Genomic DNA, 23,823 nt, shown 5'->3' with positions numbered 1-23,823 from the left:
GCAGCACGCGGCCGGATACCCGCGCTATCGACGACGCAGCGCGGCGATCCGCTCGTGCAGCTGGTCGGCCGTGGCCAGCGCGGTCGGCGGACCGCCGCACTCGCGCCGCAGCTCGCCGTGGATCACCCCGTGCGGCTTGCCGGTGCGGTGATGGTGCATGGCCACCAGACTGTTGAGTTCCTTGCGCAGTTCCCCGAGCCGGTCCGCGGTGGCGACCCGCTCGGCGGCGGTCGCGACCTGCGGCGCGGGTTCCACGATCTTCGGCTCACCACGGTCGGCCAGCTGACGCGCTTGGCGCTCGCGCAGCAGCGCGCGCATCTGATCGGCGTCGAGCAGGCCGGGAATGCCCAGGTAGTCGGCCTCCTCGTCGCTGCCCGCGAAGGTGGCGGTGCCGAACGAGGAGCCGTCGTAGATCACCTGGTCGAGCTCGGCGTCCGCGGCGAGCGCCACGAACTTTTTCTCTTCCTCGCCCGGCTCGTCCTTCTGCTTGGCCGCGTCGGTCAGCAGCTCGTCGTCGAGGCCGTTCTTCTCCCGGTGCGGCTTGCCGATGACGTGGTCGCGCTGCAATTCCAGCTGCGCGGCCAGATCCAGCAGCACGGGCACCGAGGGCAGGAACACGCTCGCCGTCTCGCCGGGGCGGCGCGCGCGCACGAATCGGCCGATGGCCTGGGCGAAGTAGAGCGGCGTCGACGCGCTGGTCGCGTAGACGCCGACGGCCAGGCGCGGCACGTCGACGCCCTCGGACACCATGCGCACCGCGACCATCCACGGCTGGGTGTTGTTGCTGAACTCGGCGATCCGGTTCGAAGACGCGGGATCGTCGGAGAGCACCAGCGCCGGCCGCTCGCCGGAAATGTGTTCGAGCAGTTCGGCGTAGTCGCGGGCCCGGTCCTGGTCGGTGGCGATCACCAGGCCGCCCGCGTCGGGCATGCCCGAGGCGCGCTTCTGTCGCAGCCGGATGTCGGCGGCGCGCAGCACCGCGGAGATCCAGTCACCCGCCGGGTCCAGCGCGGTCCGCCAGGCCCGCGCGGTCTGTTCGGCGTTGAGCGGCTCACCGAGGCGGGCGGAGTGCTCCTCGCCCGCGCTGTCGCGCCAGTGCGCGTCGCCGGAGTAGGCCAGGAAGACCACCGGCCGGACGACGCCGTCGGCCAGCGCCTCGGCGTAGCCGTAGGTGTGGTCCGCGCGCGACTTGGGGAAGCCGGATTCATCGGGCTCGTAGACGACGAACGGGATCTGGCTGTCGTCGGAGCGGAACGGCGTACCGGTCAGCGCCAGCCTGCGGGTCGCGTCGCCGAACGCCTCCGCGGTCGCGTCGCCCCAGGTCTTGGCGTCGCCCGCGTGGTGGATCTCGTCGAGGATCACCAGCGTCCTGCGGTTCTCGGTCCGCACCCGGTGCCGGGACGGATGCGAAGCGACCTGCGCGTAGGTGACGACCACGCCGTGGTAGTCGCCGGAGGTGCCGCCGGTGGCGTTGGAGAAACGAGAATCCAGCTGGATGCCGCTGCGCGCGGCCGAGGCCGCCCACTGGTGCTTGAGGTGTTCGGTCGGCGCGACCACCGTGATCTGGTCCACCGTCCGATCGGCGAGCAGCTCGGCCGCCACCCGCAGCGCGAAGGTCGTCTTACCCGCGCCCGGCGTCGCCACGGCGAGGAAGTCGCGCGGCTTCGTGGCCAGGTATTTCGTGAGCGCGCGCCGCTGCCACGCGCGTAGCAAACCGCCCCCGGCTGCCGACTTTCCCGAATCGCCCGGCGTCGCTCCATCTCCCGCCGCAGCGCCATCCGACCCAGTCACGCAGAAGACAGTAGCGGCCGGGGACGGCGTGTCGCCAAACCGACGCGGCGGTCGCGATCCGCGTCACACATTCCCTCCGTGCCGCCCCGTGTTCACCTGTTGCCCGCCGACACGATGCGGGGACGAGCCGGTGCGCGAGCGTCCGGTGCGCGATGCTGTAGGCACCATGAACGAAGCCAGTCCCCTACCCGCGCACGGGCCCGAGCCGATCCACAGCGGCGGCGCGGGCACGCCGCCGCGGGGTCCGGACGTCGTCGTCCGGCGGGTCCGGCATGCCGGACGGCAGGCTCGCAGGCTGGTGGTCCGGGTCTCGGGGAAAGCGTGGGACGATTCGATCTTCGCCAAGTCCGCGTCCGCCGCGTTCTGGCAGACCCTGTCGCTGGCCCCGCTGCTGCTCGGGGTGCTCGGCAGCCTCGGTTACGTCGGCGGCTGGTTCGGGCCCGACACCGTCGAGATCGTGGAATCCAAGATCATCACGTTCAGCCGGGAGCTGTTCAGCGAGGCCGTCGTCACCGACCTGATCGAACCGACCGTCGGCGACGTGCTCGGCCGCGGGCGCGGTGCGGTGGTGTCGTTCGGCTTCGTGCTCTCGCTGTGGGCCGGATCCTCGGCGATGGCGACCTTCGTCGACGCGATCGTGGAGGCGCACGACCAGCAGGACGCGCGGCATCCGGTGTGGCAGCGCATCTTCGCGCTGCTGCTCTACGTGCTGTTCCTGGTGGCGGCGGTGTTCATCCTGCCGCTCGTCGCGCTCGGTCCCAGCCTGATCGGCCGGGTGCTGCCGGACGGCTGGCGGGAGCCAGGCTTACGGCTGATCGACAGCTTCTACTACCCCGGCGTCGGCCTGTTGCTCATCGTCGGCCTGACCACGCTCTACAAGCTGGCGCTGCACCGCACGCTGCCCTGGCATCGGCTGTTCGGCGGGGCGCTCGTCGCGGGCGTGTTCTTCATGGCGGCCAGCGAGGGACTGCGCCGGTACCTGTCCTGGATCACCGCGACCGGCGTGAGTTACGGCGCGCTGGCGACGCCGATCGCGTTCCTGCTCTTCACGTTCTTCCTGGGCTTCGCGGTGATTCTCGGCGCCGAGTTCAACGCCGCGGTCCAGGAGTTCTGGCCTGCTCGCGCCACCCGCATCGAGCAGATGCGGGAATGGATCTCCAACCAGGTGCGCGGCGAGACGCCGGACGAGGAGACCGACGCCGACGCGCCGGACCGCGCGGACTCGGCACGCGCGATCACCCCGCTGCGTAGCTCGGGGTAACCGCGCGGTCGAAGGTCGCGGGACTCAGTCGCCCTTGCGCAGGCTCTCGTAGACCTTCTTGCACTCCGGGCAGACCGGCGAGCCGGGCTTCGGCGAGCGGGTCACCGGGAACACCTCGCCGCACAGGGCCACGACCACGGTGCCCATGACGGCGCTCTCGGCGATCTTGTCCTTCTTCACGTAGTGGAAGAACTTCGGGATGTCGTCGCCCGTCGTCTCGTCGGTGGTCGTATCCGGGCGAACCAGGGTGTCGGTACTCACGGATTCCATGATGCCGTATGACGGTCCCGCGGGTCGCCTGCGCCCGAAGCCGGTGGCGAATCGACCTGGTGTGTGCGCCGGGAACACGGGAGTGGAAGACTCGGGGTATGCAGCAGAACGGCGACTCCTCCGACGCCGACGACATCGGCCGCGGTGTTCGCCCGGACGTCTCATCCACACCTTCCGCGTCGCGCGGGTACTTCCCCGGAAACGACGACAAGCACCCGGTGCTCATCACCGAGGCCGCCCCTTCGCTCGAGGATCAGCACCGCGCGCGGGTGCGCAGGTACACGATCCTGATGGCGTTCCGCATTCCCGCGCTGGTGCTGGCCGCTGTCGCCTACAGCGCGTGGGGCAGCGCCCTGCTCTCGCTGCTGATCATCGGCGCGTCGATCCCGCTGCCGTGGATCGCGGTGCTCATCGCCAACGACCGCCCGCCGCGGCGCAAGGACGAACCCAGCCGGTGGGACCGCCCCCACAAGGCCATCGAATCCCGTCCGCACAACGCCATCGACGGGTGAGTTCGTTCATGCGCCGACCCGCCTGCGGATGACGATCGACATCGACGCCGCGAGTCCGCACAGCGCGCCAGCCACGTACCAGGCCGTGTCGTAGCTGCCCTGCACGTCGCGGATCACGCCCGCGCCGGTGGCCGCGATCGCCGAGCCGATCTGGTGCGAGGCGAAAACCCAGCCGAAGGCCACCGGCCCGTCCTCGCCGAACAGCTCGCGGCACAGCGCGACCGTCGGCGGGACGGTCGCGATCCAGTCCAGTCCGTAGAAGATCACGAAGACCCACATGCTCGGCTCGGTGTGCGGCGCGAACAGCGAGGGCAGGATCAGCAGCGAGAGCCCGCGCAGGCTGTAGTAGGCCAGGAGCAGATAGCGCGGGTCGACCCGGTCGGTGAGCCACCCCGAGGCGATGGTGCCCGCGACGTCGAACACGCCGACCAGCGCGAGCAGTCCGGCCGCGGTGGTCGGTGGCATCCCGTGGTCGTGCGCCGCGCTGACGAAATGGGTGCCGACCAGACCGTTGGTCGAGGCGCCGCACACCGCGAAACCGCCCGCCAGCAACCAGAATCCGCGCGTCCGCGCGATCCGCGCGAGCACGGTGAGCGCCCGCGTCGCGCCGCCTCGCGCGGTGGTGCGCATCCCCGCCGCCGAGCCCGGTTCCGCGCCGTACGCGGAAACGCCCACGTCGCTGGGGAAGTCGCGGATGAACAGCAGCACCAGCGGCACCACCGCCAGCGCCGCCCCCGCCACCACCAGCGCGGGCAGCCGCCACCCGTGCTCGTGCGCCAGCGCCGAGACCAACGGGAGGAAGACCAGCTGCCCGGTCGCGCCCGCGGCCGTCAGGATGCCGGTGACCAGGCCGCGATGGCGCACGAACCAGCGCCCGGTGATCGTCGCCACGAACGGCATCGACATCGAGCCGACACCGACGCCGACCAGTAGTCCCCAGGTCGCGACGAGTTGCCAGGCCTGGGTCATGAAGACGGTCAGTCCGCTGCCCGCCGCGACGAGCACCAGCGCGCAGGCCACCACCCTGCGGATGCCGAACTTGTCCATCAGCGCGGCGGCGAACGGCGAGATGAGGCCGTACAGCAGCAGATTCAGCGACACCGCGAGCCCGATGGTCCCGTGCGACCACCCGAATTCCGCGTGCAGCGGGTCCATCAGCACGCTCGGCACGGAACGGAACGCGGCCGCGCCGAGCAGCGCGACGAAGCCGACCCCCGCCACGATCCAGGCGGGATGCAGCCGTCGCGCCACCGGGTCGAACGGCTCGGCGGGCTGGGCTGGTGAGGTGCGCAGTTCGGTCACCGGCCGAGCTTGCCGGAAAACCGCGCGCCGAACGAGTGGCACGAATGCCATAGAACACCGAGATTCGGCCAAACCGGTTCGACAGTCTCCCGGCCGCCCCCTACTGTGTCCCCGGGGCACGGCGGCCGTGTGGCCTGCGCCGCACGTCACTTGTCGTGTCCCGCAACACCTTGCTCGGCGCACTCGCCGGGCCACCACGTCTGCGGTCGCGGGTACCTCCCGCACGGCACAGGAGAGAACATGATTCGCTGGGTCTGGGCGTTCATCGACCGTCCCGCACAACGTTTCGACGCCTGCGCGACCTTCTGGTCGACCATCACCGGCACCCAACTCTCCCCGCGCCGCGGCGACGACAACCAATTCCTCACGCTGCTGCCGGATCCCGCGCTGTTCGCCGCGGCCGGGGTCAAGATGCAGTCGGTGAACGGCCTCGGCGGCGTGCACTTCGACTTCGACGTCGACCACATCCCCGCCGCCGTACGCACCGCGCTGGACCTGAACGCCGAATTGGTCGCCAATCACCCCGACTACGCGGTGCTTCGCTCGCCATCCGGGCAGATCTTCTGCTTCACGCCGAGTGGACGCGCCAAGGGCCGCCCCGCGCCCGCGTTCCGCGCGCCCGACGGCACGCTGAGCCGCCTCGACCAGGTCTGCCTGGACATCGGCGCGGCCGATCACGACGTGGAGACGCGCTTCTGGGCCGACCTCACCGGATGGAAGCACACGCCTGGCCGACTCGACGAGTTCTCCCGGCTGCGCCCGGTGGAGCCGATGCCGGTCCAGTTTCTGTTGCAGCGCCTCGGCGAGAACCGGCCGACCAGCGCCCACATCGACCTGTCCTCGTCCGATATCGAGGCCACCGCGGCGTGGCACGAGTCGCTCGGCGCGACCGTGGTGCAGCGCTACGAGCACTGGATCGTGATGACCGATCCGGGCGACGCCGTGTACTGCGTCACCGGACGCGACCCGAACGGGGTGTGAGCCGCGACCCCGGTGGCAACGGGCTACGGATGCTCACGGCTAGCGGTGGCAGAGTACGTGTGTGCCTACGAACCAGACGACCACCGGATCCCTGCTCACCGCCTTGTGCCCGGAGCTGCGGACCGCGCTGACCCGCGTCGGCTACGACGCCGACACCCTCGTGTCGGCGCTGGGGCCGGACACGCACGCGGCGCTGGGCCGGTCCGAGCCGGTGCCGGTGCGGCGGGCCGCGCGGGCGGCGGGTGAACTCGGCACGCTGATCCGGCTGTTGCTGCTCGGCGACGCCCTGCCCGAGCGCGAGGTGGCGGCCGCGCTGGCGCCGGTGGGCATCGACCGGGCCGTCGCGGCCGGGCTGCTGGAGCGCGACGGCGACGAGGTCCGCGCGGCACTGGACCTGCGCCCGCTCGACGCCGGCGAGGGCAACCGCTGGATCCTGTCCGATCTGGACGACTCGATGCGCAGGCGCACCCTCACCGAGAATCACGTGCTCGGCGTCGGCCACGCCTCGCTGTCGCTGCTGCGTGCCACGCCGACCCGGCCCGTCGGATCGGTTCTCGATCTCGGCACCGGCTGCGGGGTGCAGGCGGTGCACGCCGCCTCCTACGCGCACACCGTCACCGCGACCGACGTGAACCCGCGCGCGCTGTGGCTGGCCGAGGCGACGGCCGCCCTCAACGGCCTCGACATCGAACTGCTGGAAGGTTCCTGGTTCGAGCCGGTGGCCGGGCGACGGTTCGATCAGGTGGTGGCGAATCCGCCGTTCGTCGTCGGCCCCGCGCGCATCGAGCACACCTACCGCGATTCGGGCCTGGCCTTGGACGGCGCCAGCCAACTGGTCGTCTCGCGCGCGCCCGATCTGCTCGCGCCGGGCGGCACCGCGGCCATGCTGGCGGCCTGGGTGCACGTGGACGGCGAGGACTGGCGCCAGCGCGTCTCCTCCTGGCTGCCCGCCGACGGCGTCGACGCCTGGGTGGTGCAGCGCGATGTCGCCGATCCGGCGCTGTACGTCGGCACCTGGCTGCGTGACGCGGGCCTCGATCCGCGCGATCCGGCGGCGCAAGCCCGCGCCGAGCAGTGGCTGGACGCGTTCGCCGCGGCCGACGTCGAGGGCATCGGCTTCGGCTTCGTCTACCTTCGCGCCATCGACGGGCCCACCGAGTTGCTCGCCGAGGACCTCGCGCACGGCTTCGACGACCCGCTCGGCGCCGAAGCGAGCGCGTATTTCGAGCGGTCGGCCTGGCTGCGCGCCGTGGCGAGTGACGAAAACCACGCCTGGACCGCGCGTTTCGCGGTCGAGCCCACGACGGCGCTGGAACGGGTGTCGCTGCCCGGCCCCGACGGCTGGGCCGAGCGCGTCGCGCGGCTGCACCGCGGCGACGGTCCGCGCTGGCAGCACGAGGTGGATGAGACGACGATCGCGCTGGTCGCGGGAATGCGGCCGGACGGACTTCCGTTGTACGAGCTGGTCGAACTGCTGGCGCTCGCCCACGGAGCCGACGAGGTGACGCCGGAGTTCGCGGCCGACGCGCTGACCGTCGTCGCCGGATTGGTCCGGCACGGGCTCATCGCTCCCGTGTAAGCACGGGGCAACCGGGTATGCGTCGGCGGAGGCATCGGACAGGGAGTCGTTCCCGCCCGCGGGGGTTCTCAGGAACTTCTCAGACGTAAGTGACCGAAACCGCAGTTCAGAAGCGGTTTATCGGCGCGGGAGCGGGGAACTTTCTCTCTGTCGGGTCCGTTGATCGGAGTGAGACACCACCGACAGGAGGCAAGTCATGACCAGCCCCGCCACCACTCGAGTGCGCACCAGCGAATCGGACCTCGACGCCCAGAGCCCTGCCGCCGACTTGGTACGTGTGTACCTGAACGGAATCGGCCGCACCGCGCTGCTCTCGGCCGCAGACGAGGTCGAGCTGGCCAAGCGCATCGAGGCGGGCCTCTACGCCCAGCATCTGCTGGAAACGGGCAAGCGGCTTTCCGCCAGCCGGAAGAAGGATCTCGCCATCATCGTGCGCGACGGCCAAGCCGCACGGGCGCACCTTCTCGAAGCCAACCTTCGCCTCGTGGTCTCGCTCGCCAAGCGCTACACCGGCCGCGGCATGCCGCTGCTGGACCTCATCCAAGAGGGCAATCTGGGCCTGATCCGGGCGATGGAGAAGTTCGACTACGCCAAGGGATTCAAGTTCTCCACCTACGCGACGTGGTGGATCCGCCAGGCCATCACTCGCGGCATGGCCGATCAGAGCCGCACCATCCGGCTGCCCGTCCACCTCGTCGAGCAGGTGAACAAGCTGGCCAGGATCAAGCGTGAACTGCACCAGCAGCTCGGCCGCGAAGCCACCGACGAAGAGCTGGCCAACGAGTCGGGCATCCCGGTCGACAAGATCTCCGATCTGCTCGATCACAGCCGCGACCCGGTGAGCCTGGACATGCCGGTCGGCAACGACGAAGAGGCGCCGCTCGGCGATTTCATCGAGGACTCCGAGGCCACCTCGGCCGAGTCCGCGGTGATCGCGGGCCTGCTGCACCACGACGTGCGCAGCGTTCTCGCGACCTTGGACGAGCGCGAACAGCAGGTCATCCGCCTGCGCTTCGGCTTGGACGACGGCCAGCCGCGCACCCTCGACCAGATCGGCAAGCTCTTCGGACTGTCCCGCGAGCGGGTGCGTCAGATCGAGCGTGAGGTCATGGCGAAGCTGCGCAAAGGCGAGCGGGCCGACCGTCTGCGGGCCTACGCCAGCTGACCCATCGACGCCGGGTGTTTTCCGAGGCGCCCGGTCTCCGACTTGGTGGCCTAGCGGTCACCGCACAGACGCCGACCGGTGCCCGCGCGACCCGTCCCCTCCGGGTTCCGCGCGAACCGGTCGGCGAACTCGTTGTCAGGCCGGATCGACGGCGACGTCGTAGTTGACCGTGTCGTCTTCGACCGAGGTCACCGTGACGGTGAGACCGAGCGTTTCGCCGCCCGCGGTCAAGGTGCAGCGCATGGTGGTGCCGACCTTGCCCTCCAGGTCATCGGGGCAGTCGATGCTGTCGGGTTTCTTCCCGACCTCCTCGGTCAAGGTCTGCTGAACCGACTTCTCCAGCTCGCTTTCCTTCACCTGGGGCGTGGAGGAACCGACCTCCACCGAACATCCCGCTGCCAGGAACGCAAGGGCGAAAAGCCCGGCGAGTGCAGTGGTTTTCATGTCGACACCTCTCTGGTCGAATCTCTCGGATCTTCACCAGATCGGGTGCCGCCCGAGCGGCGTTAACGCCGCTCGACAGCAGTACCTCATGCCAGCCGCCGCGGGCCGACGTCGAACCGGCTCGGCTCGGGACCGACTCGGCCGCGCGCGTAAAGGATTTCCGCCGAGGTCGGCGAGGCGAGCACGGGATCGAAGGACAGCTCGCGCATTTCGGGGAGGTCGTCGAACAGCGCCGAAATGCGTTGGGCCAGTTCGGCGAGCGCGGCCTTGTCCACGCGCGGGCTCGCCGGCGTGCCGGAGAGCAGCGGGGCCGCGCGCGGAGCGTCGATCAGCGCCGCCGCCTCGTCGCGGGTCAGCGGGAGCGCGCGATAGGCGCGGTCGCCGAGCATTTCGATGATCGTGCCGGACAGGCCGAACTCGATCACCGACCCGAAGGACGGGTCGTCCTGTACGCGCAGGATGCAGCCGACGCCCTTGGTCGCCATCTTCTGGATGTGCAGCACCGGATCGCCGCAGATCTCCACCAGGTCGGTGTAGGCCTGACGCACCGCCTCCGGCCGCCACAGGTCGAGCCGCACACCGATCAAATCGGGCCTGCGCCGCCACATCTCGCCGGTGGCCTTCGCCGCCACCGGATAGCCCAGCTCCTCGGCCGCGGCCACCGCCTCCTCGGCGTCGCGCACCTCACGGAACTCGACGACCTGGATGCCGTAGCAGGTGAGCAGTTCGGCGGCCTCCAGATCGGTCAGCCAGCGACCGCCGGAATCGCCCATCCACTTCGCCACCAGTCCCCTGGCTCGCTCGGTATCGATGCCGTCCGGGCGTACCACCGCCGACACGGGTTTGTCCCGCCACTCCGCGTAGCGGCGGACGCGGGCCAGCGCCCGCGCCGCCCGTTCGGGATCCGGATACGACGGAATCGATCCGTGCACCGCCATCCCGCCCTGACCGCGCACCGCGAGCAGATTCGGAATGCCCTGCTCGGCGATGAACGTGGTGAGAATCGGTTTGTCCGCCTCGGGCACCGCGGCCGCGGCGGCCCGGATGGCGTCGGCGAACCCTGCCATCGGCAGCGGTACCGGCGGCGCGAAAACCACGATGACGGAATCGGTCTCGTCGGACCGCAGGGCGGCGACGACCGCGTCGAGGTACGCGCCCGGCGTCGCCTGCGGCCCCAGATTCACCGGTTCGGCCGCGTCGAGGCCTTCACCGCGGGCCGCGTCGACGGCCAGCCAGCTCAGCGCGGTGCTGTTGCTGATCACCGCGAGGCGCGACCCACGGGGCAGCGGTTGATAGCCGAGCAGCGCGGCGCAGTCGAACAACTCCGAGATCGAGTCCACCTGCACGATGCCCGCCTGTGCGAACAGGTCACGCACGATCGAGCGATCCATATCGCGCGGGGGCTGGCTGTGCCCGGCCTGTCGCCCGCTGCTCACCGCGACGATCGGCTTGGTGCGCGCCACTCGTCGCGCGATCCGGGAGAACTTGCGCGGGTTACCGAAGCTCTCCAGGTACAGCAGGATCACATCGGTGTCGGGCGCGGTGTCCCAGTACTGGAGCAGGTCGTTGCCGGACACGTCGGCGCGGTTGCCCGCCGAGACGAACGTCGACAGACCCAGGTTCCGCGCGGCCGCCTCGCCGAGGATGGCCGCGCCCAACGGCCCGGACTGGCAGAAGAACCCGATTCGCCCGCGCGCGGGCAGCACCGGCGCCAGCGTCGCGTTCAGCGACACCGCCGGATCGGTGTTGGCGATGCCCAACGCGCTCGGACCGACCACCCGCATACCGTGCACCCGGGCGGCCGCGACCAGGTCGCGCTCGGCGGCGAGCCCCTCCGGGCCGGTCTCGCCGAACCCGGCCGTCAAGACCACCAAACCCTTGACGCCCTTGGCCATACAGTCGTCGAGAACCGAGTCGATCGCGGCGGCGGGCACCGCGACCACCGCCAAGTCCACCTCGTCGGGAATCTCGCGCACGGTAGCGTAGGCGCGCACGCCGCGCACGAACTTCCTGGTGGGATTGACCGGATACACCGGCCCCTGGAACACGCCCGACAGCAGGTTGGCCAGCACCACGCCGCCGACCCGGCCCGCGGCGGGCGTGGCGCCGATCACCGCGACCGAACCCGGCGCGAGCAGATTCCCGACGCTGCGCGCCTCCGAGGCGCGTTCCCGCGAATCCCGCACCGACACCAGCGCTTCGGTGGGGTCGATGGCGAACTCCAGGTGCAGGACCGAACCGTCCCTGCTGCGCTCGACCTGATACCCGGCCTCGCGGAAGACGGTGACCATCACGGTGTTCTCGGCGAGCACCTCCGCGACGAAGGTCTCGATCTTGTTCTCCGCCGCGGCGCCCGCCAGGTGCTCGAGCAGGATGGAGCCGAGTCCGCGGCCCTGGTGCCCGTCGGCCACCACGAAGGCGACCTCGGCGGCGCGAGGACCGGTGCGGTCCAGCAGTTCGTAGCGGCCCACCGCGATGATCTGCTCGCCCAGTTCGACCACCAGACCGACCCGGTCGTGATAGTCGAGATGGGTCGTCCGGTACAGATCCTTCGGCGAGATGCGTGGATAAGGACCGAAATACCGCAGGTACCTGGTGCGCTCGGAGAGCGCGGCGTGGAACTCCTGCAACCGGTCGCCGTCCTCGGGAGTGACCGGACGCAGCCGCACCACCCCGCCGTCGGAAGCGAGCACGTCGGCGAACCAATGCTGTGGCGGCGGGGGCGGCGTCGCCGGTGTGGACGGAGAGTCCGGGACGGGAATCTGCTCAGTCACGGGGGTCCTCCGGATCCAAGCCGAGCAACCCGAAGCATGCTCGGCGCGTGGCCAATACGGCCGTGTCGACGGCCCGCTGCGCCCGATCGGCGCGCGCGTCCCCAGTCTCCCCCGTTCCCCCCGGCCCGTCCCACCGACGGAATGTGATGTCGCCCCCTTCACCCATGGTGCGCGGCGGCTCGGTGTTCGGCGCCATCGTGCGCACCAGATCGGTCCAGTCCTGCGGCACCGGCGTTTCCGGCGCGATGTCACGGTCGAGAGCGGTGGCCAACAGGTGCGTCCAGGCTCGCGGGACCACCCGGACCAAACCGTACCCACCGCCGCCGACGGCGAGCCAGCGTCCCTCGGCGTACTGATCGGCGAGATCGCGCATGGCGCGGAACGCCGCGCGCTGTCCGTCCACCGTGAGCTCCAGATCGGCGAGCGGATCCTCGCGGTGGGTGTCCACACCGCACTGGCTCACCACGATCTGCGGGCGGAACGCGGCGACCGCACCGGGCACCACCGCGTGAAAACCGCGTAGCCACTGGGCATCCCGGGTTCCGGGCAACATCGGCAGGTTGATCGCGGTGCCTTCGGCCGCGCCCGTGCCGATCTCCTCGGCCCAGCCGGTGTTGGGCCACAGCGTCGCCGGGTGCTGATGGATGGAGACGGTGAGCACCCTCGGGTCCGCGTAGAACGCGCGCTGCACGCCGTCGCCGTGGTGCACGTCGACGTCGAGATAGGCGATGCGGTCGAAACCGTGGTCGAGCAGCCAGGAGATCGCCACGGCCGCATCGTTGTAGACGCAGAAGCCCGAGGCGGACGAGGGCATCGCGTGATGCATGCCACCGCCGATGCTGACGGCTCGCCGGGTGCGGCCCTCGGCGATCTCGCGTGCCGCGGCCAGCGTGCCGCCGACGATGATCGAGGCCGCCTGGTGCATGCGCGGGAACACCGGGTTGTCCGGCGATCCCAGACCGTAGGGCGGGGCGAGCGGCTCGCCCGCGGGCGCCACCGCGTGCTGGACCGCCTCGATGTAGTCGGCGGTGTGCACGCGCAACAGTTCGTCGCGGCCCGCGGGCTCCGGCTCCAACGGCTCGACACCGTCGAGCAATCCCAGACTTTCGGCCAGCGCCATGGTGAACTTCAGTCGCGCCGGTTTCATGGGGTGCTCCGGTGTCCAGCTGTAGTCGAGGAAGCGTTCGCTCCACACGACGGTGCCCGAACTCCGGTGCGCCCCTGGTTCGCGGGACGACGCCGAGGGTGCAGTGGCCATGCTCGCAACGGTACGCGGGAAGCTACCAGCCCCGTCGGGCGTTTGTATGCAGTAGAAATGACGCAAGTGCGAACACGGCGACAGGCCGTGCGCCGACACGGTTCCGGCGGTGGGACGCGAACCGACATGGCACACGGTGCTGTCGCCGTGCGTGGGTAGAATTCGTGCCGACGAAGGGGTAACAGGTGAAGGATCTGGTCGACACCACGGAGATGTACCTCCGTACCATCTACGACCTCGAGGAGGAGGGCGTGGTGCCCCTGCGCGCGCGGATCGCCGAGCGCCTCGAGCAGAGCGGCCCGACCGTGAGCCAGACGGTCGCGCGCATGGAGCGCGACGGGCTGCTGCTGGTCGCGGGCGATCGCCATCTCGAGCTCACCGAGAAGGGCCGCAGCATGGCCGTCGCGGTGATGCGCAAGCACCGGCTCGCCGAACGTCTCCTGGTCGACATCATCGGCCTGGACTGGCAGAACGTGCACGCCGAGGCGTGCCGCTGGGAGCACGTGATGAGCGAGGACGTCGAGCGGCGTCTGGTCGAGGTGCTCAACCACCCCACCACCTCGCCGTACGGCAACCCGATTCCCGGCCTCGACGAGCTGGGCATCACCGCGCCGGTCACGGTCGAGGAGACCCTGGTCCGGCTCTCGGATCTGCCGCACGGCCAGCTGCACGCCGTCGTGGTGCGCCGCCTGGCCGAGCACATCCAGACCGACCCCGAGGTCATCGGCCAGCTGCGCGAGGCCGGTGTGGTACCAGACGCGCGAGTGACCGTCGAGACCAAGCCCGGTTCCGTGGTCATCAGCGTGCCCGGCCACGACAGCGGCTTCGAGCTGTCGGACGAAATGGCCCACGCCGTCCAGGTGAAGCTGGTCTGATCCGTGAAACTTCTGGTCACGGGTGGCGCGGGCTACGTCGGGGGCGTTTGCGCGCAGGTGCTGCTGGAGGACGGCCACGAGGTGGTCGTCGTCGACGATCTGTCCACCGGTAACGCCGACGGCGTCCCGTCCGGTGCGCGGTTCGTCGAGGGCGATGTCGCCGAGGCCGCGCCCGCGCTGCTGCGCGGCGAAACCTTCGACGGCGTCCTGCATTTCGCGGCGCAGTCGCTGGTCGGGGAATCGGTGCAGCAGCCGGAGAAGTACTGGCAAGGCAACGTCGTGAAGACGCTGGAGCTGCTCGAGGCCATGCGGCTGGCGGGCACGCCGCGCCTGGTGTTCTCTTCGACCGCCGCGGTGTACGGCGAACCCGAGCAGGTACCGATCACCGAGGACGCGCCGACCCGGCCGACCAACCCCTATGGCGCGTCGAAGCTCGCCATCGATCACGCGATCACCTCCTACTCGATCGCGCACGGCTTGGCCGCGACCAGCCTGCGGTACTTCAACGTCGCGGGCGCCTACGGCGGGCTCGGCGAGAACCGCGTGGTCGAAACGCATCTCATTCCGCTCGTGCTGCAGGTCGCGCTCGGGCACCGCAAGGCGATCTCCGTCTTCGGCACCGACTGGCCGACTCCCGACGGCACCGCGGTGCGCGATTACATCCATATCCGTGATCTCGCCGAGGCCCACCTGCTGGCCCTGCGCTCGGCCGAGGCAGGCGCGCACCGTGTCTACAACCTCGGCAGCGGCGCGGGTTTCTCGGTGCGCGAGGTGATTTCGGCGTGCGAACGCGTCACCGGCCTGCCCATCGCCGCGCAGGACGCGCCGCGCCGTCCCGGCGACCCCGCCACACTGATCGCCTCCAGCGAACGGGCGATCGGCGAACTCGGTTGGCGGCCCGAGCACAACGATCTCGACGAGATCGTGGCCGACGCCTGGGAGTTCCTGCGCTCGCTGGGTGAACGCGCGCACAGCGCGAAGTAGCCACTCGGCGTATCGAAGACGCAGCCGCCGCGGCAAGGCATCGGCGCGCCTCATCGAGACACAGGCGCGCCGCCTCATCGGACAACAGGTCCGAGGTCGACGCCCAGCCAAGCCGCGGCGTCACGGCCGCTGCTGGCGAGCCTGCGCAACTGTTCGGGGCGCATGCCCGCGCGCAGCGAGGTTTCCAGCAGGATCGCCATCGCGTTGCCCGAATCGGCCGCCAACGCCGCCTCGAGGGCGATGCCCGCGAACGGTCCGTCGCCACGGAAATAGGCGCTGTAGCCGAGCAGAGCCGCGATCTCGGCGCGGTCCCGCCCGGGCGGCAGACCGCGGACGAGGGTCAGCCACAGCCGTTCCGCGGCCGCCGCGTGATCGGAGGCGGCCAACGCGAACATCGCGTCGCGCACCACCCGATCACGCAGCGCGGCAACGACTTCCGCGATCTCCGGCGCGGCGAGCACGGCGCCGGATTCGATATTGGCCACCTGCCACAGCACGTGTTCCAAAGCACGCCTGCGATAGCCGGTGACGTCGTCGTGCCGCACCGCCCTGGCGAACCGGTCTCTGGCCACCGCGACGGCGCTGTCCAGTTGGACGCCGACCTCCGCGCACAGCGCCGAGTCCGCGGCCACCCGCTCGGTGAGTTCCGAGCGGGAGCTCAGGATCGGCCGTCCGTCCAGCACGTGCGCCAGCGCCACCGTGGACGCGCTCGGGTCGGGTACCGTACCGCGGTCGGACCCGCCCCGCAGACTCCACCACGGTCGCCCCTCCTCGATCGCCGTCACCGCCCACGCGCCGCCGACCCGGATGCCGTCGGCGCCGAGCCGACCGGCCAGCGCGGCGATCAACGCCCCCGGCGGCGAACCACGCCGCCCGCGCCCCGCCTTCCCGAGCGGTCCGCCGAGCCGGTCGTCGACGACCACCGCGAGCGTCTCCGTCGCCCGCTCGGCGGCGCAGATCTGCCCGATGAGGTCCGCGAACGACCCGACGAGACCGCGGCGCGCGCCGACCGGCTCGAGATCGAATCGCAGCACCGCCGCGATTCCGTGGCTCGCGCCCGGTTCCGCGGGCCCGAGCACCGCGACGACCAGCGAGCGATGCGGGTAGAACCCCACCATGGCGGGCAGCGCGGCGATGAGTTCTCCGGGATCGTCCACCCGGAGTGGTCGCGCCGAATACCCGGCGCGGTACAGCGGTGACGGCTGCGCGAACACCGCGCTCGGCCCCGAGTCGTCGTCGTTCCCCGTCCGGCGGATTCGCGAACCGGCGGCGGATGGCCGTAGACACAATCGCTGGTGCGGCGGCCGCCAGTGCACCCGCCCCGGCGGAAGCTCGGAACGCATCGGGTCGCCCGGGTAGCGGCCGGGCGGATCGACGGATTCGCTGCCCTCGCCGCCGCGCCGGGCGCCCGCGCCGAGTGGCGGATTCGCTGAAGTCGTCATGTCGCCATAGTGCGCATCGCCCCTCCGTCCGCCGATCGCCCGACCTGCGCGAACAGCTCCCCTGTGGACAACCCGCAGCCTGTGTACGAAGCACGGCGACGGCCCCACCCGGTGGCACTGATTGTCGGACCGGGCGAGTACACGGCCCCGTTCGACCGGGCCGCCTACGCCTCGCGCACCTTCCGCACCGCCGTCGTGAACAACTCGTCCAGCGCCGCGGTGTCCGGCGGCGCGTCGCTGAATGTCATGTAGGTCACCGCGATTCGCACATCGCCCACCTGCCCGACCAGCGTCCGCATGGTCTGCGTCAGGCCGGGCCCCCCGACGTCGGGGGCGACGGTGCGGCGCAGCGCCAGCGTGTCGTCGGCGTAGAAGGGCGGCGGCGGATCCAGCTCGGTCGACACCGTTGTGGTCGCCCCGGCCCTGGCCACCCGCATCTCGCCGCAGCGAAGCACCTGTTCGCGCAGCGTAGACAGCGGCTGTCTGGTCCGGGTGAGCTCGACGGTGAGCGTGGCGCGCGACGTCTCGTCGCTGCCGACCGCGATGGCGGTGTGGTCGGGGCCGAACTGCTGTTCGTCGGGGGCGCAGCCGTCCGGCCGCACGGTCGCGCCGCGGATCACGCCGTTCAGGTCTCCCGCCGCCTGGGCCGCCGCCTCCGGGGGTAGCACCACCGCGGGATAGCGCGCCGGGAACTGCGCGGGCTCGGGCAGTAGCGTGGTCAGTCCGGCGGCGATATGCCGCACGGTCGATGGCCGCGCCGCGACGGGCTGCCCGGTCACGGTGGAGCCGCACCCGGTGAGCAGCAGCGCGCACACGGCCGCCGCGCAGGCGCCGAGCGCGCGCGTGCGTCCCGTCGAATCCGGCACAGTCACACCGCCCACTGTGCCAAAAGCGGGTTCGGCGCTTCCCGCGCCACGCCGACCCGCCCACACGACCTGCGCGCACCCGACCTGATTTCGCCGTAACCGGTGTCACCCGTCGCGACGAGGGAATACAGGTATCTACCCGGTGGGGAATGCCGGGCGTTCGGGCGCTGTTGGCTCGTTCTATGGGTCGGTGTCCGCACCGTGCGCGGTGCGCGACATCGCCATGGGGGACAATGGACATGGGTTCCCCGCGGTGCTGCCCTCGATCGGCCGCCGCGGTGGACCGCGCAGGAAGGAGTGACGCGATGGACTACGAGTCGCGAATGTACGAGCTGGAGTTCCCCGCTCCGCAGTTGTCGTCCGCCGACGGCGCGGGTCCGGTCCTCGTGCACGGGCTGGAAGGCTTTACCGACGCCGGGCACGCCGTCCGCCTGGCCACGACGCACCTGCGCGAAAGCCTGGAAAGCGAACTGGTCGCCTCGTTCGACGTCGACGAACTGCTGGATTACCGCTCCCGCCGTCCGCTGATGACGTTCAAAACCGATCATTTCGCCGATTACGCCGAACCCGAGCTGAACCTGTGGGCGCTGCGCGACACCGCGGGCACCCCGTTCCTGTTGCTCTCCGGTCTGGAGCCGGATCTGCGGTGGGAGAAGTTCACCACCGCGGTACGGCTGCTCGCCGAACAGCTCGGCGTGCGCCGCAGCATCGGCCTGAGCGCGATTCCGATGGCGATTCCGCACACCCGCCCGCTGGGTGTCACCGCGCATTCCTCGGATCGCGACCTGATCTCCGATCACCAGCGCTGGCCGGGAGAGTTGCAGGTACCGGGTAGCGCGTCGTCGCTGCTGGAGTTCCGGATGGCCCAGCACGGGCACGAGTCCGTCGGCTTCTCGGTGCACGTGCCGCACTATCTCGCCCAGACCGCCTACCCGGAGGCTGCCCAGACGCTGCTGGAGAACGTCGCCGAGAACGCGGGCCTGGAGCTGCCGCTCGCCGCGCTGGGCGAGGCCGCGGCGCGCGTCCGTGAGCAGGTCAACGAGCACATCTCGGGCAACTCCGAGGTCGAGACGGTGGTGCACGCGCTGGAGCGCCAGTACGACAGCTTCGTCACCTCCCAGGAGCGCCAGTCCAGCCTGCTGGCCGGTGACGGCGAGCTGCCCAGCGGTGACGAACTGGGCGCCGAGTTCGAGCGTTTCCTCGCCGAGCAGGGCGGCTACGACGGCGACAACACCTAGACGCCGGCGCCGCGGCGCGCCGATCGCGGTGACGGCCGCGGCGAGGCCTGCCCTAAGCTGGTCGGAGTGGATCTGACCGAACTGCTCGACATTCCAGGAACCGACGCCGACGCGCTCTACGAGTCGTTCGGCATGTGGGCCGCCGAGCAGGGCACGCCGCTGTATCCCGCGCAGGACGAGGCGCTGCTGGAGCTGGCGTCCGGATCGCACGTCATCCTGGCCACGCCCACCGGTTCCGGCAAGTCGCTGGTGGCGGTCGGCGCGCATCTGTTCGCACTGACCCGCGGGCAGCGCACCTACTACACCGCCCCGATCAAGGCCCTGGTCAGCGAGAAGTTCTTCGCGCTGTGCGAGGTGTTCGGCGCCGACAAGGTGGGCATGGTCACCGGCGACGCGTCGGTGAACGCCGACGCGCCGATCATCTGCGCCACCGCCGAGATCCTGGCCAATCTCGCGCTGCGCGAGGGCGCGGACGCCGAGGTCGGCCAGGTGGTCATGGACGAGTTCCACTTCTACGCCGACCCGGACCGCGGCTGGGCCTGGCAGGTGCCGCTGCTCGAGCTGCCGCGCGCGCAGTTCCTGCTGATGTCGGCGACCCTGGGCGAGGTCGACTTCTTCGCCCGCGACCTGGAGCGCCGCACCGGTCGCGGCACCGCGATCGTCGCGGGCACCGAACGCCCGGTGCCGCTGAGCTTTTCGTATGTGCGGACGCCCATCACCGAGACCTTGGAGGAGCTGGTCACCACCCACCAGGCGCCGGTCTACGTGGTGCACTTCACCCAGGCCGCGGCGCTGGAGCGAGCGCAGGCGCTGACCAGCGTGAACTTCGCCACCCGCGCGGAGAAGGACGCCATCGCCGCGGCGATCGGCGACTTCCGCTTCGCCGCGGGCTTCGGCAAGACCCTGTCGCGGTTGATCCGGCACGGCATCGGCGTGCACCACGCGGGCATGCTGCCGAAATACCGTCGGCTGGTGGAGCGGCTGGCCCAGGACGGTCTGCTGAAGGTGGTGTGTGGCACCGACACGCTCGGCGTCGGCATCAACGTCCCGATCCGCACCGTGCTGCTGACCGGACTGACCAAGTTCGACGGCGTGCGCACCCGCAGGCTCAAGGCCCGTGAGTTCCATCAGATCGCGGGACGGGCCGGACGCGCGGGCTTCGACACCATGGGCACCGTGGTGGTGCAGGCGCCCGAGCACGAAGTGGAGAACGCCAGGCTGCTCGCCAAGGCGGGCGACGATCCCAAGAAGCAGCGCAAGGTGCAGCGCCGCAAGCCGCCGGAGGGTTTCGTCTCCTGGAGCGAGGAGACCTTCGACCGCTTGGTGGCGGCCCAGCCGGAGCCGATGGTGTCGCGGTTCAACGTCACCAACGCGATGCTGCTCAACGTGATCGCCCGGCCGGGCAACTGTTTTCAGGCCATGCGCCATCTGCTCGAGGACAACCACGAGCCGCGCCCCGCGCAACGCAGGCACATCCTGCGCGCGATCCGCCTCTATCGCGCGCTGCGCGACGCCGGGGTGGTGCAGCAGCTGCCCGAACCCGACGCCACCGGCCGCTACGCCCGCCTCACCGTCGACCTGCAACGCGATTTCGCCCTCGACCAGCCGCTCTCGCCCTTCGCGCTGGCCGCGCTCGACCTGCTGGACCGCGACTCCCTCGGCTACACCCTCGACGTGGTCTCGCTCATCGAGTCGACCCTCGAAGACCCCCGCCAGCTGCTGATGGCCCAGCAGCACAAGGCGCGCGGCGAGGCCGTCGCCGAGATGAAGGCCGACGGCATCGAGTACGACGAGCGCATGGAGCTGCTCGAGGAAGTCACCTGGCCCAAGCCGCTGGCCGAGTTGATCGAGCCCGCCTACGAGACCTACCGCGCGGGACATCCGTGGGTCTCGGAGTTCGCGCCCTCCCCCAAGTCGGTGGTGCGCGACATGATCGAGCGCTCGATGACCTTCGCCGAACTCATCTCGCACTACGAGCTGGCCCGCTCGGAAGGCGTGGTGCTGCGCTACCTGGCCGACGCCTACCGCGCGCTGCGCCGCACCGTGCCCGACGCGGCGCGCACCGAGGATTTCGAGGACCTCACCGAGTGGCTGGGCGAGCTTGTCCGGCAAGTGGATTCGAGCCTGCTCGACGAATGGGAGCAGCTGACCAGCCCCGGTGCGGAAACCGACGCCGAGCAACTGGCCTTCGGCGCGGAGACCATCCGCCCCATCTCCGCCAACGAGCGCGCCTTCCGCGTGATGGTGCGCAACGCCATGTTCCGCCGCGTCGAGCTGGCCGCGCTGCGGCGCTGGGACGATCTGGCCGAGCTCGGCACCGGCCCGGACTGGGCGGACGAGCTGGCCCCCTACTTCGAGGAGTACGAGCGCATCGGCACCGGCCCCGACGCGCGCGGTCCCCAGCTGTTCCAGATCGAGCAGCGACCCGGCTTCTGGCATGTGCGGCAAGTTCTCGACGACCCCGCGGGCGACCACGGCTGGTCGATCGAGGCGGTGGTCGATCTCGCCGCGTCCGACGCCGCGGGCGAGGTGGTGTTCGACGAGGTCACGGTGTCCGAAGGGTAGGCGGGCAGCCCCTGCTCGAATACGGGTTTCGACGGATTCGTATCTGGGTAGGGGCCGCTGATACTCTCTCCGCTGCTGCCCACGCGAAAGATCAACTATGCCCGAATCTCCGTACCTTGTCATCCACTCCGAGCGAGTTCGCGAAAATTACCGCGCGCTCGATGCCGCCGTCACCGTCCGCGGGGACGACAAGGCACGCATTCGCTTCGCGGTGAAGGCGAGCCCGGTGCCGGAGTTGATCATTCTGCTCGATGCCGAGGGCGCGGAATTCGACGTGGCGAGCATCGGCGAGATCGAGCTGTGCCTGGACCTCGGGGTGGCGCCGGACAAACTCTGCTACGGCAACCCGATCAAGAAGGCCGCCGACATCGCCCGCGCCTACGCCAAGGGCGTGCGCCGCTACGCCTTCGACACCGAGGACGATCTGCTGCGCATCGTGGAGCACGCACCGGGTTCGGAAGTCGAATGCCGCTTCCTCGCCGCCACTCCCGCCTCGCAGACGCCGTTCGGCACCAAGTTCGGCTGCTCGCCCGCCGAGGCGCTGCGCCTGCTGGTGCGCGCCCGCGATCTGGGGCTGGTCGTGGCCGGACCCTACTTCCACGTCGGCTCCCAGCAGCTGGATCCCGCGGCATGGCGGATCGGCATCCAGCAGGCCGGTGAGATCGCGGAAGCGTTGGCCGCCAAAGACATTCACATCACCTCGGTGAACATCGGCGGTGGGCTGCCGATCTCCTACGCCGAGGCCGCCCCCGCGCTCGGCGAGATCGCCGCGGTCGTGAACGCCGCCGCCGCCGAATTCCTGCCCGAAACCGCCGGACTGGTCGTCGAACCCGGTCGCGCGCTGGTCGGCAACGCGGGCACCATTCACGCCGAGGTCGTCGGCGTCCGTATCGCGCCGGACGGACGGCGCTGGGTGTATCTCGACATCGGCCGCTACAACGGAATGGCCGAGACCGAGAACGAGTACATCGCCTACCGGTTCGTCACCGAACGCGACGGAGACCCCGTCGACGAGGCGGTGGTCGCCGGTCCGACCTGCGACGGCGACGATGTACTGTATCAACGCACACGGGTCCTTCTGCCGACCACGTTGCGAGCCGGTGATCGCATCACGATCCTCGACACCGGCGCCTATACCGCGAGCTATTCGTCGGTGTCCTTCAATGGTTTTCCGCCCTTGACCGTTCATGTCTCGGGCGCTGAGCGAGAGTGAGTTTGCCTATGACGGCGGAATTCACCGGCTGGCATGTGCTGGCCGAGTTCGGTGGTGTCGACGCAGATCTCTGCGACGATCTCGAACGACTCGAATCGGCGTTGCGTGAGTCTCTGATCGCGGCGGGCGTCACCATCTGCGATGTCGTTCACAAGAAGTTCGATCCGCAGGGGGTGACCGTCCTCGCGCTGTTGTCGGAGTCCCACGCCTCGATTCACACTTATCCGGAGTCCGGCGACATCTTCGTCGACGTCTTCACCTGCGGCAGCATCGGCGCGGGCGCGACGAAGGCCGTCGAGATGTTGCGGGACAAGCTGTCTCCCAAAGACGTTCGCATGAAGGTCATCCAGCGGGGGCACGGCGCGCAGAAGATCGAGGAGCCGGTGGGCGCGGGCCTGACCCGGATCTGGGATCTGCACGATGTGATCATCGACACCAATACCCCGTTCCAGCACATGGTCATCGCGCGCACCGAACAGGGCATCAGCCTGTTCTCCGACGACGACCGCCAGTCCACCGAGTTCTCCCAGCTGACCTACCACGAGGCGATGATGGTGCCCGCCTTCGTGCTGGCCGAGAAGCTGGACAGCGTGCTGATCATCGGCTCCGGCGAGGGCGTCGCGAGCCAGATGTCGGTGGCCGCGGGCGCGACCCTGGTCGACCACGTCGACATCGACCAGCTCGAGGTCGAGCTGTGCGCCGAACACCTGCCCTACGGCTACACGACCGAGGAGCTCGCCGCGGCGGTCGCGGGCGAGGGCCCGATCAAGGTGCACTACGCCGACGGCTGGGACTTCCTGGCCAACGCGCAGCAGGCGGGCACCCGCTACGACGTCATCGTGATCGATCTGCCCGACGAGCGGGTCGAGGACGCGCAGCACAACCGGCTCTACGAGTCGGAGTTCCTGTCCCGATGTCGAGCCCTGCTCGCGCCGGGCGGCGTGCTCAGCGCGCAGGCGGGTTGCGCGACGATGTGGCGCAACGAGACCCTGAAGCGGTCCTGGCAGCGTTTCCACGAGCAGTTCGGCACGGTCGTGCACTACGGCAGCGACGAGCACGAGTGGTCGTTCCTGTTCGGTCTCGTCGACGCGATCGAGGACCCGGTGCCCGGCATGGTCGACCGCCTGGCCACCTTGCCCTACCGCGCGGAGACCATCGACGGTCGCGCGCTGGTGCGCGGCGCCATCGAACCGCACGCGCTGCGCGCGGCCGAATAGGTCCCGACCGACGAACGCCGAATCGCATCGGCGCCAAGGAGTTTCGACATCCTCGGCGCCGGTGCGATTCGTCTTTTCCGGCGCCC

19 protein-coding genes are annotated in these 23,823 nt (G+C 70.2%); 11 read left to right on the top strand and 8 right to left on the bottom strand.

Annotated elements, in window-relative coordinates:
* Window positions 1–24 precede the first annotated feature (24 nt).
* Window positions 25–1,713 (bottom strand): DEAD/DEAH box helicase, encoded by a 1,689-nt coding sequence (locus ABZV58_RS08965; protein WP_354999861.1) that lies wholly within the window; start codon window positions 1,711–1,713, stop codon window positions 25–27.
* A gap of 244 nt (window positions 1,714–1,957) precedes the next feature.
* On the opposite strand from ABZV58_RS08965, the gene ABZV58_RS08960 reads away from it, so the two are divergent.
* On the top strand, window positions 1,958–3,052 hold the full coding sequence (locus ABZV58_RS08960) for a YihY/virulence factor BrkB family protein (RefSeq protein WP_354999581.1): 1,095 nt from the start codon (window positions 1,958–1,960) through the stop codon (window positions 3,050–3,052).
* A gap of 24 nt (window positions 3,053–3,076) precedes the next feature.
* On the opposite strand, the gene ABZV58_RS08955 is transcribed toward ABZV58_RS08960, so the two are convergent.
* Window positions 3,077–3,313 carry a DUF3039 domain-containing protein gene (locus ABZV58_RS08955; protein WP_354999580.1) on the bottom strand — a complete coding sequence of 79 codons (237 nt, stop codon included), beginning with the start codon at window positions 3,311–3,313 and terminating at the stop codon, window positions 3,077–3,079.
* Window positions 3,314–3,420: 107 nt separating this feature from the next.
* On the opposite strand from ABZV58_RS08955, the gene ABZV58_RS08950 reads away from it, so the two are divergent.
* Window positions 3,421–3,834 (top strand): DUF3099 domain-containing protein, encoded by a 414-nt coding sequence (locus ABZV58_RS08950; protein ID WP_354999579.1) that lies wholly within the window; start codon window positions 3,421–3,423, stop codon window positions 3,832–3,834.
* Between the two features lie 6 nt (window positions 3,835–3,840).
* Here ABZV58_RS08950 and ABZV58_RS08945 read toward each other — a convergent pair whose 3' ends face one another.
* The gene (locus tag ABZV58_RS08945; RefSeq protein WP_354999578.1) at window positions 3,841–5,187 is read right to left on the bottom strand and encodes an MFS transporter; all 1,347 of its coding nucleotides are present in this window, start codon (window positions 5,185–5,187) and stop codon (window positions 3,841–3,843) included.
* Window positions 5,188–5,376: 189 nt separating this feature from the next.
* Between ABZV58_RS08945 and ABZV58_RS08940 the strand changes: the two genes are divergently transcribed.
* The 3 genes from ABZV58_RS08940 (at window position 5,377) to ABZV58_RS08930 (ending at window position 8,861) form a co-directional block, all read left to right on the top strand.
* A complete protein-coding gene (locus ABZV58_RS08940) occupies window positions 5,377–6,117 on the top strand; it encodes a VOC family protein (protein WP_354999577.1) in 741 nt (246 codons plus the stop codon).
* 61 nt (window positions 6,118–6,178) lie between these two features.
* Window positions 6,179–7,696, top strand: a complete 1,518-nt coding sequence (locus tag ABZV58_RS08935; RefSeq protein WP_354999576.1) for a methyltransferase — start codon at window positions 6,179–6,181, stop codon at window positions 7,694–7,696.
* 196 nt (window positions 7,697–7,892) lie between these two features.
* The gene (locus ABZV58_RS08930; RefSeq protein WP_354999575.1) at window positions 7,893–8,861 is read left to right on the top strand and encodes a sigma-70 family RNA polymerase sigma factor; all 969 of its coding nucleotides are present in this window, start codon (window positions 7,893–7,895) and stop codon (window positions 8,859–8,861) included.
* A gap of 135 nt (window positions 8,862–8,996) precedes the next feature.
* Here the strand turns inward: ABZV58_RS08930 and ABZV58_RS08925 are convergent, their stop codons facing one another.
* From ABZV58_RS08925 to ABZV58_RS08915, 3 genes are all read right to left on the bottom strand, one after another.
* Window positions 8,997–9,305, bottom strand: coding sequence for a DUF4333 domain-containing protein (locus ABZV58_RS08925; protein WP_354999574.1), 309 nt, complete (start codon window positions 9,303–9,305; stop codon window positions 8,997–8,999).
* A gap of 86 nt (window positions 9,306–9,391) precedes the next feature.
* The gene (locus tag ABZV58_RS08920) at window positions 9,392–12,079 is read right to left on the bottom strand and encodes a GNAT family N-acetyltransferase (protein WP_354999573.1); all 2,688 of its coding nucleotides are present in this window, start codon (window positions 12,077–12,079) and stop codon (window positions 9,392–9,394) included.
* Window positions 12,072–13,337: an acetoin utilization protein AcuC gene (locus tag ABZV58_RS08915; protein ID WP_354999572.1), complete on the bottom strand. Its 1,266-nt coding sequence runs from the start codon at window positions 13,335–13,337 to the stop codon at window positions 12,072–12,074. Before ABZV58_RS08915 ends, ABZV58_RS08920 begins: the two co-directional genes overlap by 8 nt.
* Window positions 13,338–13,522: 185 nt before the next feature.
* Here ABZV58_RS08915 and ABZV58_RS08910 point away from each other — a divergent pair, with 185 nt between their 5' ends.
* Together ABZV58_RS08910 and galE are read left to right on the top strand one after the other, a co-directional pair.
* On the top strand, window positions 13,523–14,212 hold the full coding sequence (locus ABZV58_RS08910; protein ID WP_354999571.1) for an iron dependent repressor, metal binding and dimerization domain protein: 690 nt from the start codon (window positions 13,523–13,525) through the stop codon (window positions 14,210–14,212).
* A 3-nt stretch (window positions 14,213–14,215) separates the two neighbouring features.
* Window positions 14,216–15,196: a UDP-glucose 4-epimerase GalE gene (gene galE / locus ABZV58_RS08905; protein WP_354999570.1), complete on the top strand. Its 981-nt coding sequence runs from the start codon at window positions 14,216–14,218 to the stop codon at window positions 15,194–15,196.
* A gap of 74 nt (window positions 15,197–15,270) precedes the next feature.
* Here the strand turns inward: galE and ABZV58_RS08900 are convergent, their stop codons facing one another.
* Window positions 15,271–16,638, bottom strand: a complete 1,368-nt coding sequence (locus ABZV58_RS08900; RefSeq protein ID WP_354999569.1) for a DUF4192 domain-containing protein — start codon at window positions 16,636–16,638, stop codon at window positions 15,271–15,273.
* A gap of 164 nt (window positions 16,639–16,802) precedes the next feature.
* Window positions 16,803–17,510 (bottom strand): sensor domain-containing protein, encoded by a 708-nt coding sequence (locus ABZV58_RS08895; protein ID WP_354999568.1) that lies wholly within the window; start codon window positions 17,508–17,510, stop codon window positions 16,803–16,805.
* A 299-nt stretch (window positions 17,511–17,809) separates the two neighbouring features.
* Between ABZV58_RS08895 and ABZV58_RS08890 the strand changes: the two genes are divergently transcribed.
* The 4 genes from ABZV58_RS08890 to speD all read left to right on the top strand — a co-directional run bounded on the left by ABZV58_RS08890 (window position 17,810) and on the right by speD (window position 23,737).
* The gene (locus ABZV58_RS08890) at window positions 17,810–18,742 is read left to right on the top strand and encodes a PAC2 family protein (RefSeq protein ID WP_067779533.1); all 933 of its coding nucleotides are present in this window, start codon (window positions 17,810–17,812) and stop codon (window positions 18,740–18,742) included.
* Between the two features lie 66 nt (window positions 18,743–18,808).
* Window positions 18,809–21,307 carry a DUF3516 domain-containing protein gene (locus tag ABZV58_RS08885; protein ID WP_354999567.1) on the top strand — a complete coding sequence of 833 codons (2,499 nt, stop codon included), beginning with the start codon at window positions 18,809–18,811 and terminating at the stop codon, window positions 21,305–21,307.
* A gap of 97 nt (window positions 21,308–21,404) precedes the next feature.
* Window positions 21,405–22,520, top strand: coding sequence for a type III PLP-dependent enzyme (locus tag ABZV58_RS08880; RefSeq protein ID WP_354999566.1), 1,116 nt, complete (start codon window positions 21,405–21,407; stop codon window positions 22,518–22,520).
* 8 nt (window positions 22,521–22,528) lie between these two features.
* Window positions 22,529–23,737: an adenosylmethionine decarboxylase gene (gene speD / locus ABZV58_RS08875; protein WP_354999860.1), complete on the top strand. Its 1,209-nt coding sequence runs from the start codon at window positions 22,529–22,531 to the stop codon at window positions 23,735–23,737.
* Window positions 23,738–23,823: the final 86 nt, after the last annotated feature.

The sequence above is a fragment of the Nocardia sp. NPDC004654 genome (assembly GCF_040609595.1).
GTDB lineage: Bacteria > Actinomycetota > Actinomycetes > Mycobacteriales > Mycobacteriaceae > Nocardia.
Note: the sequence above shows the minus strand (reverse complement) of the source record. Positions and strands in the feature narration are given on the sequence as shown.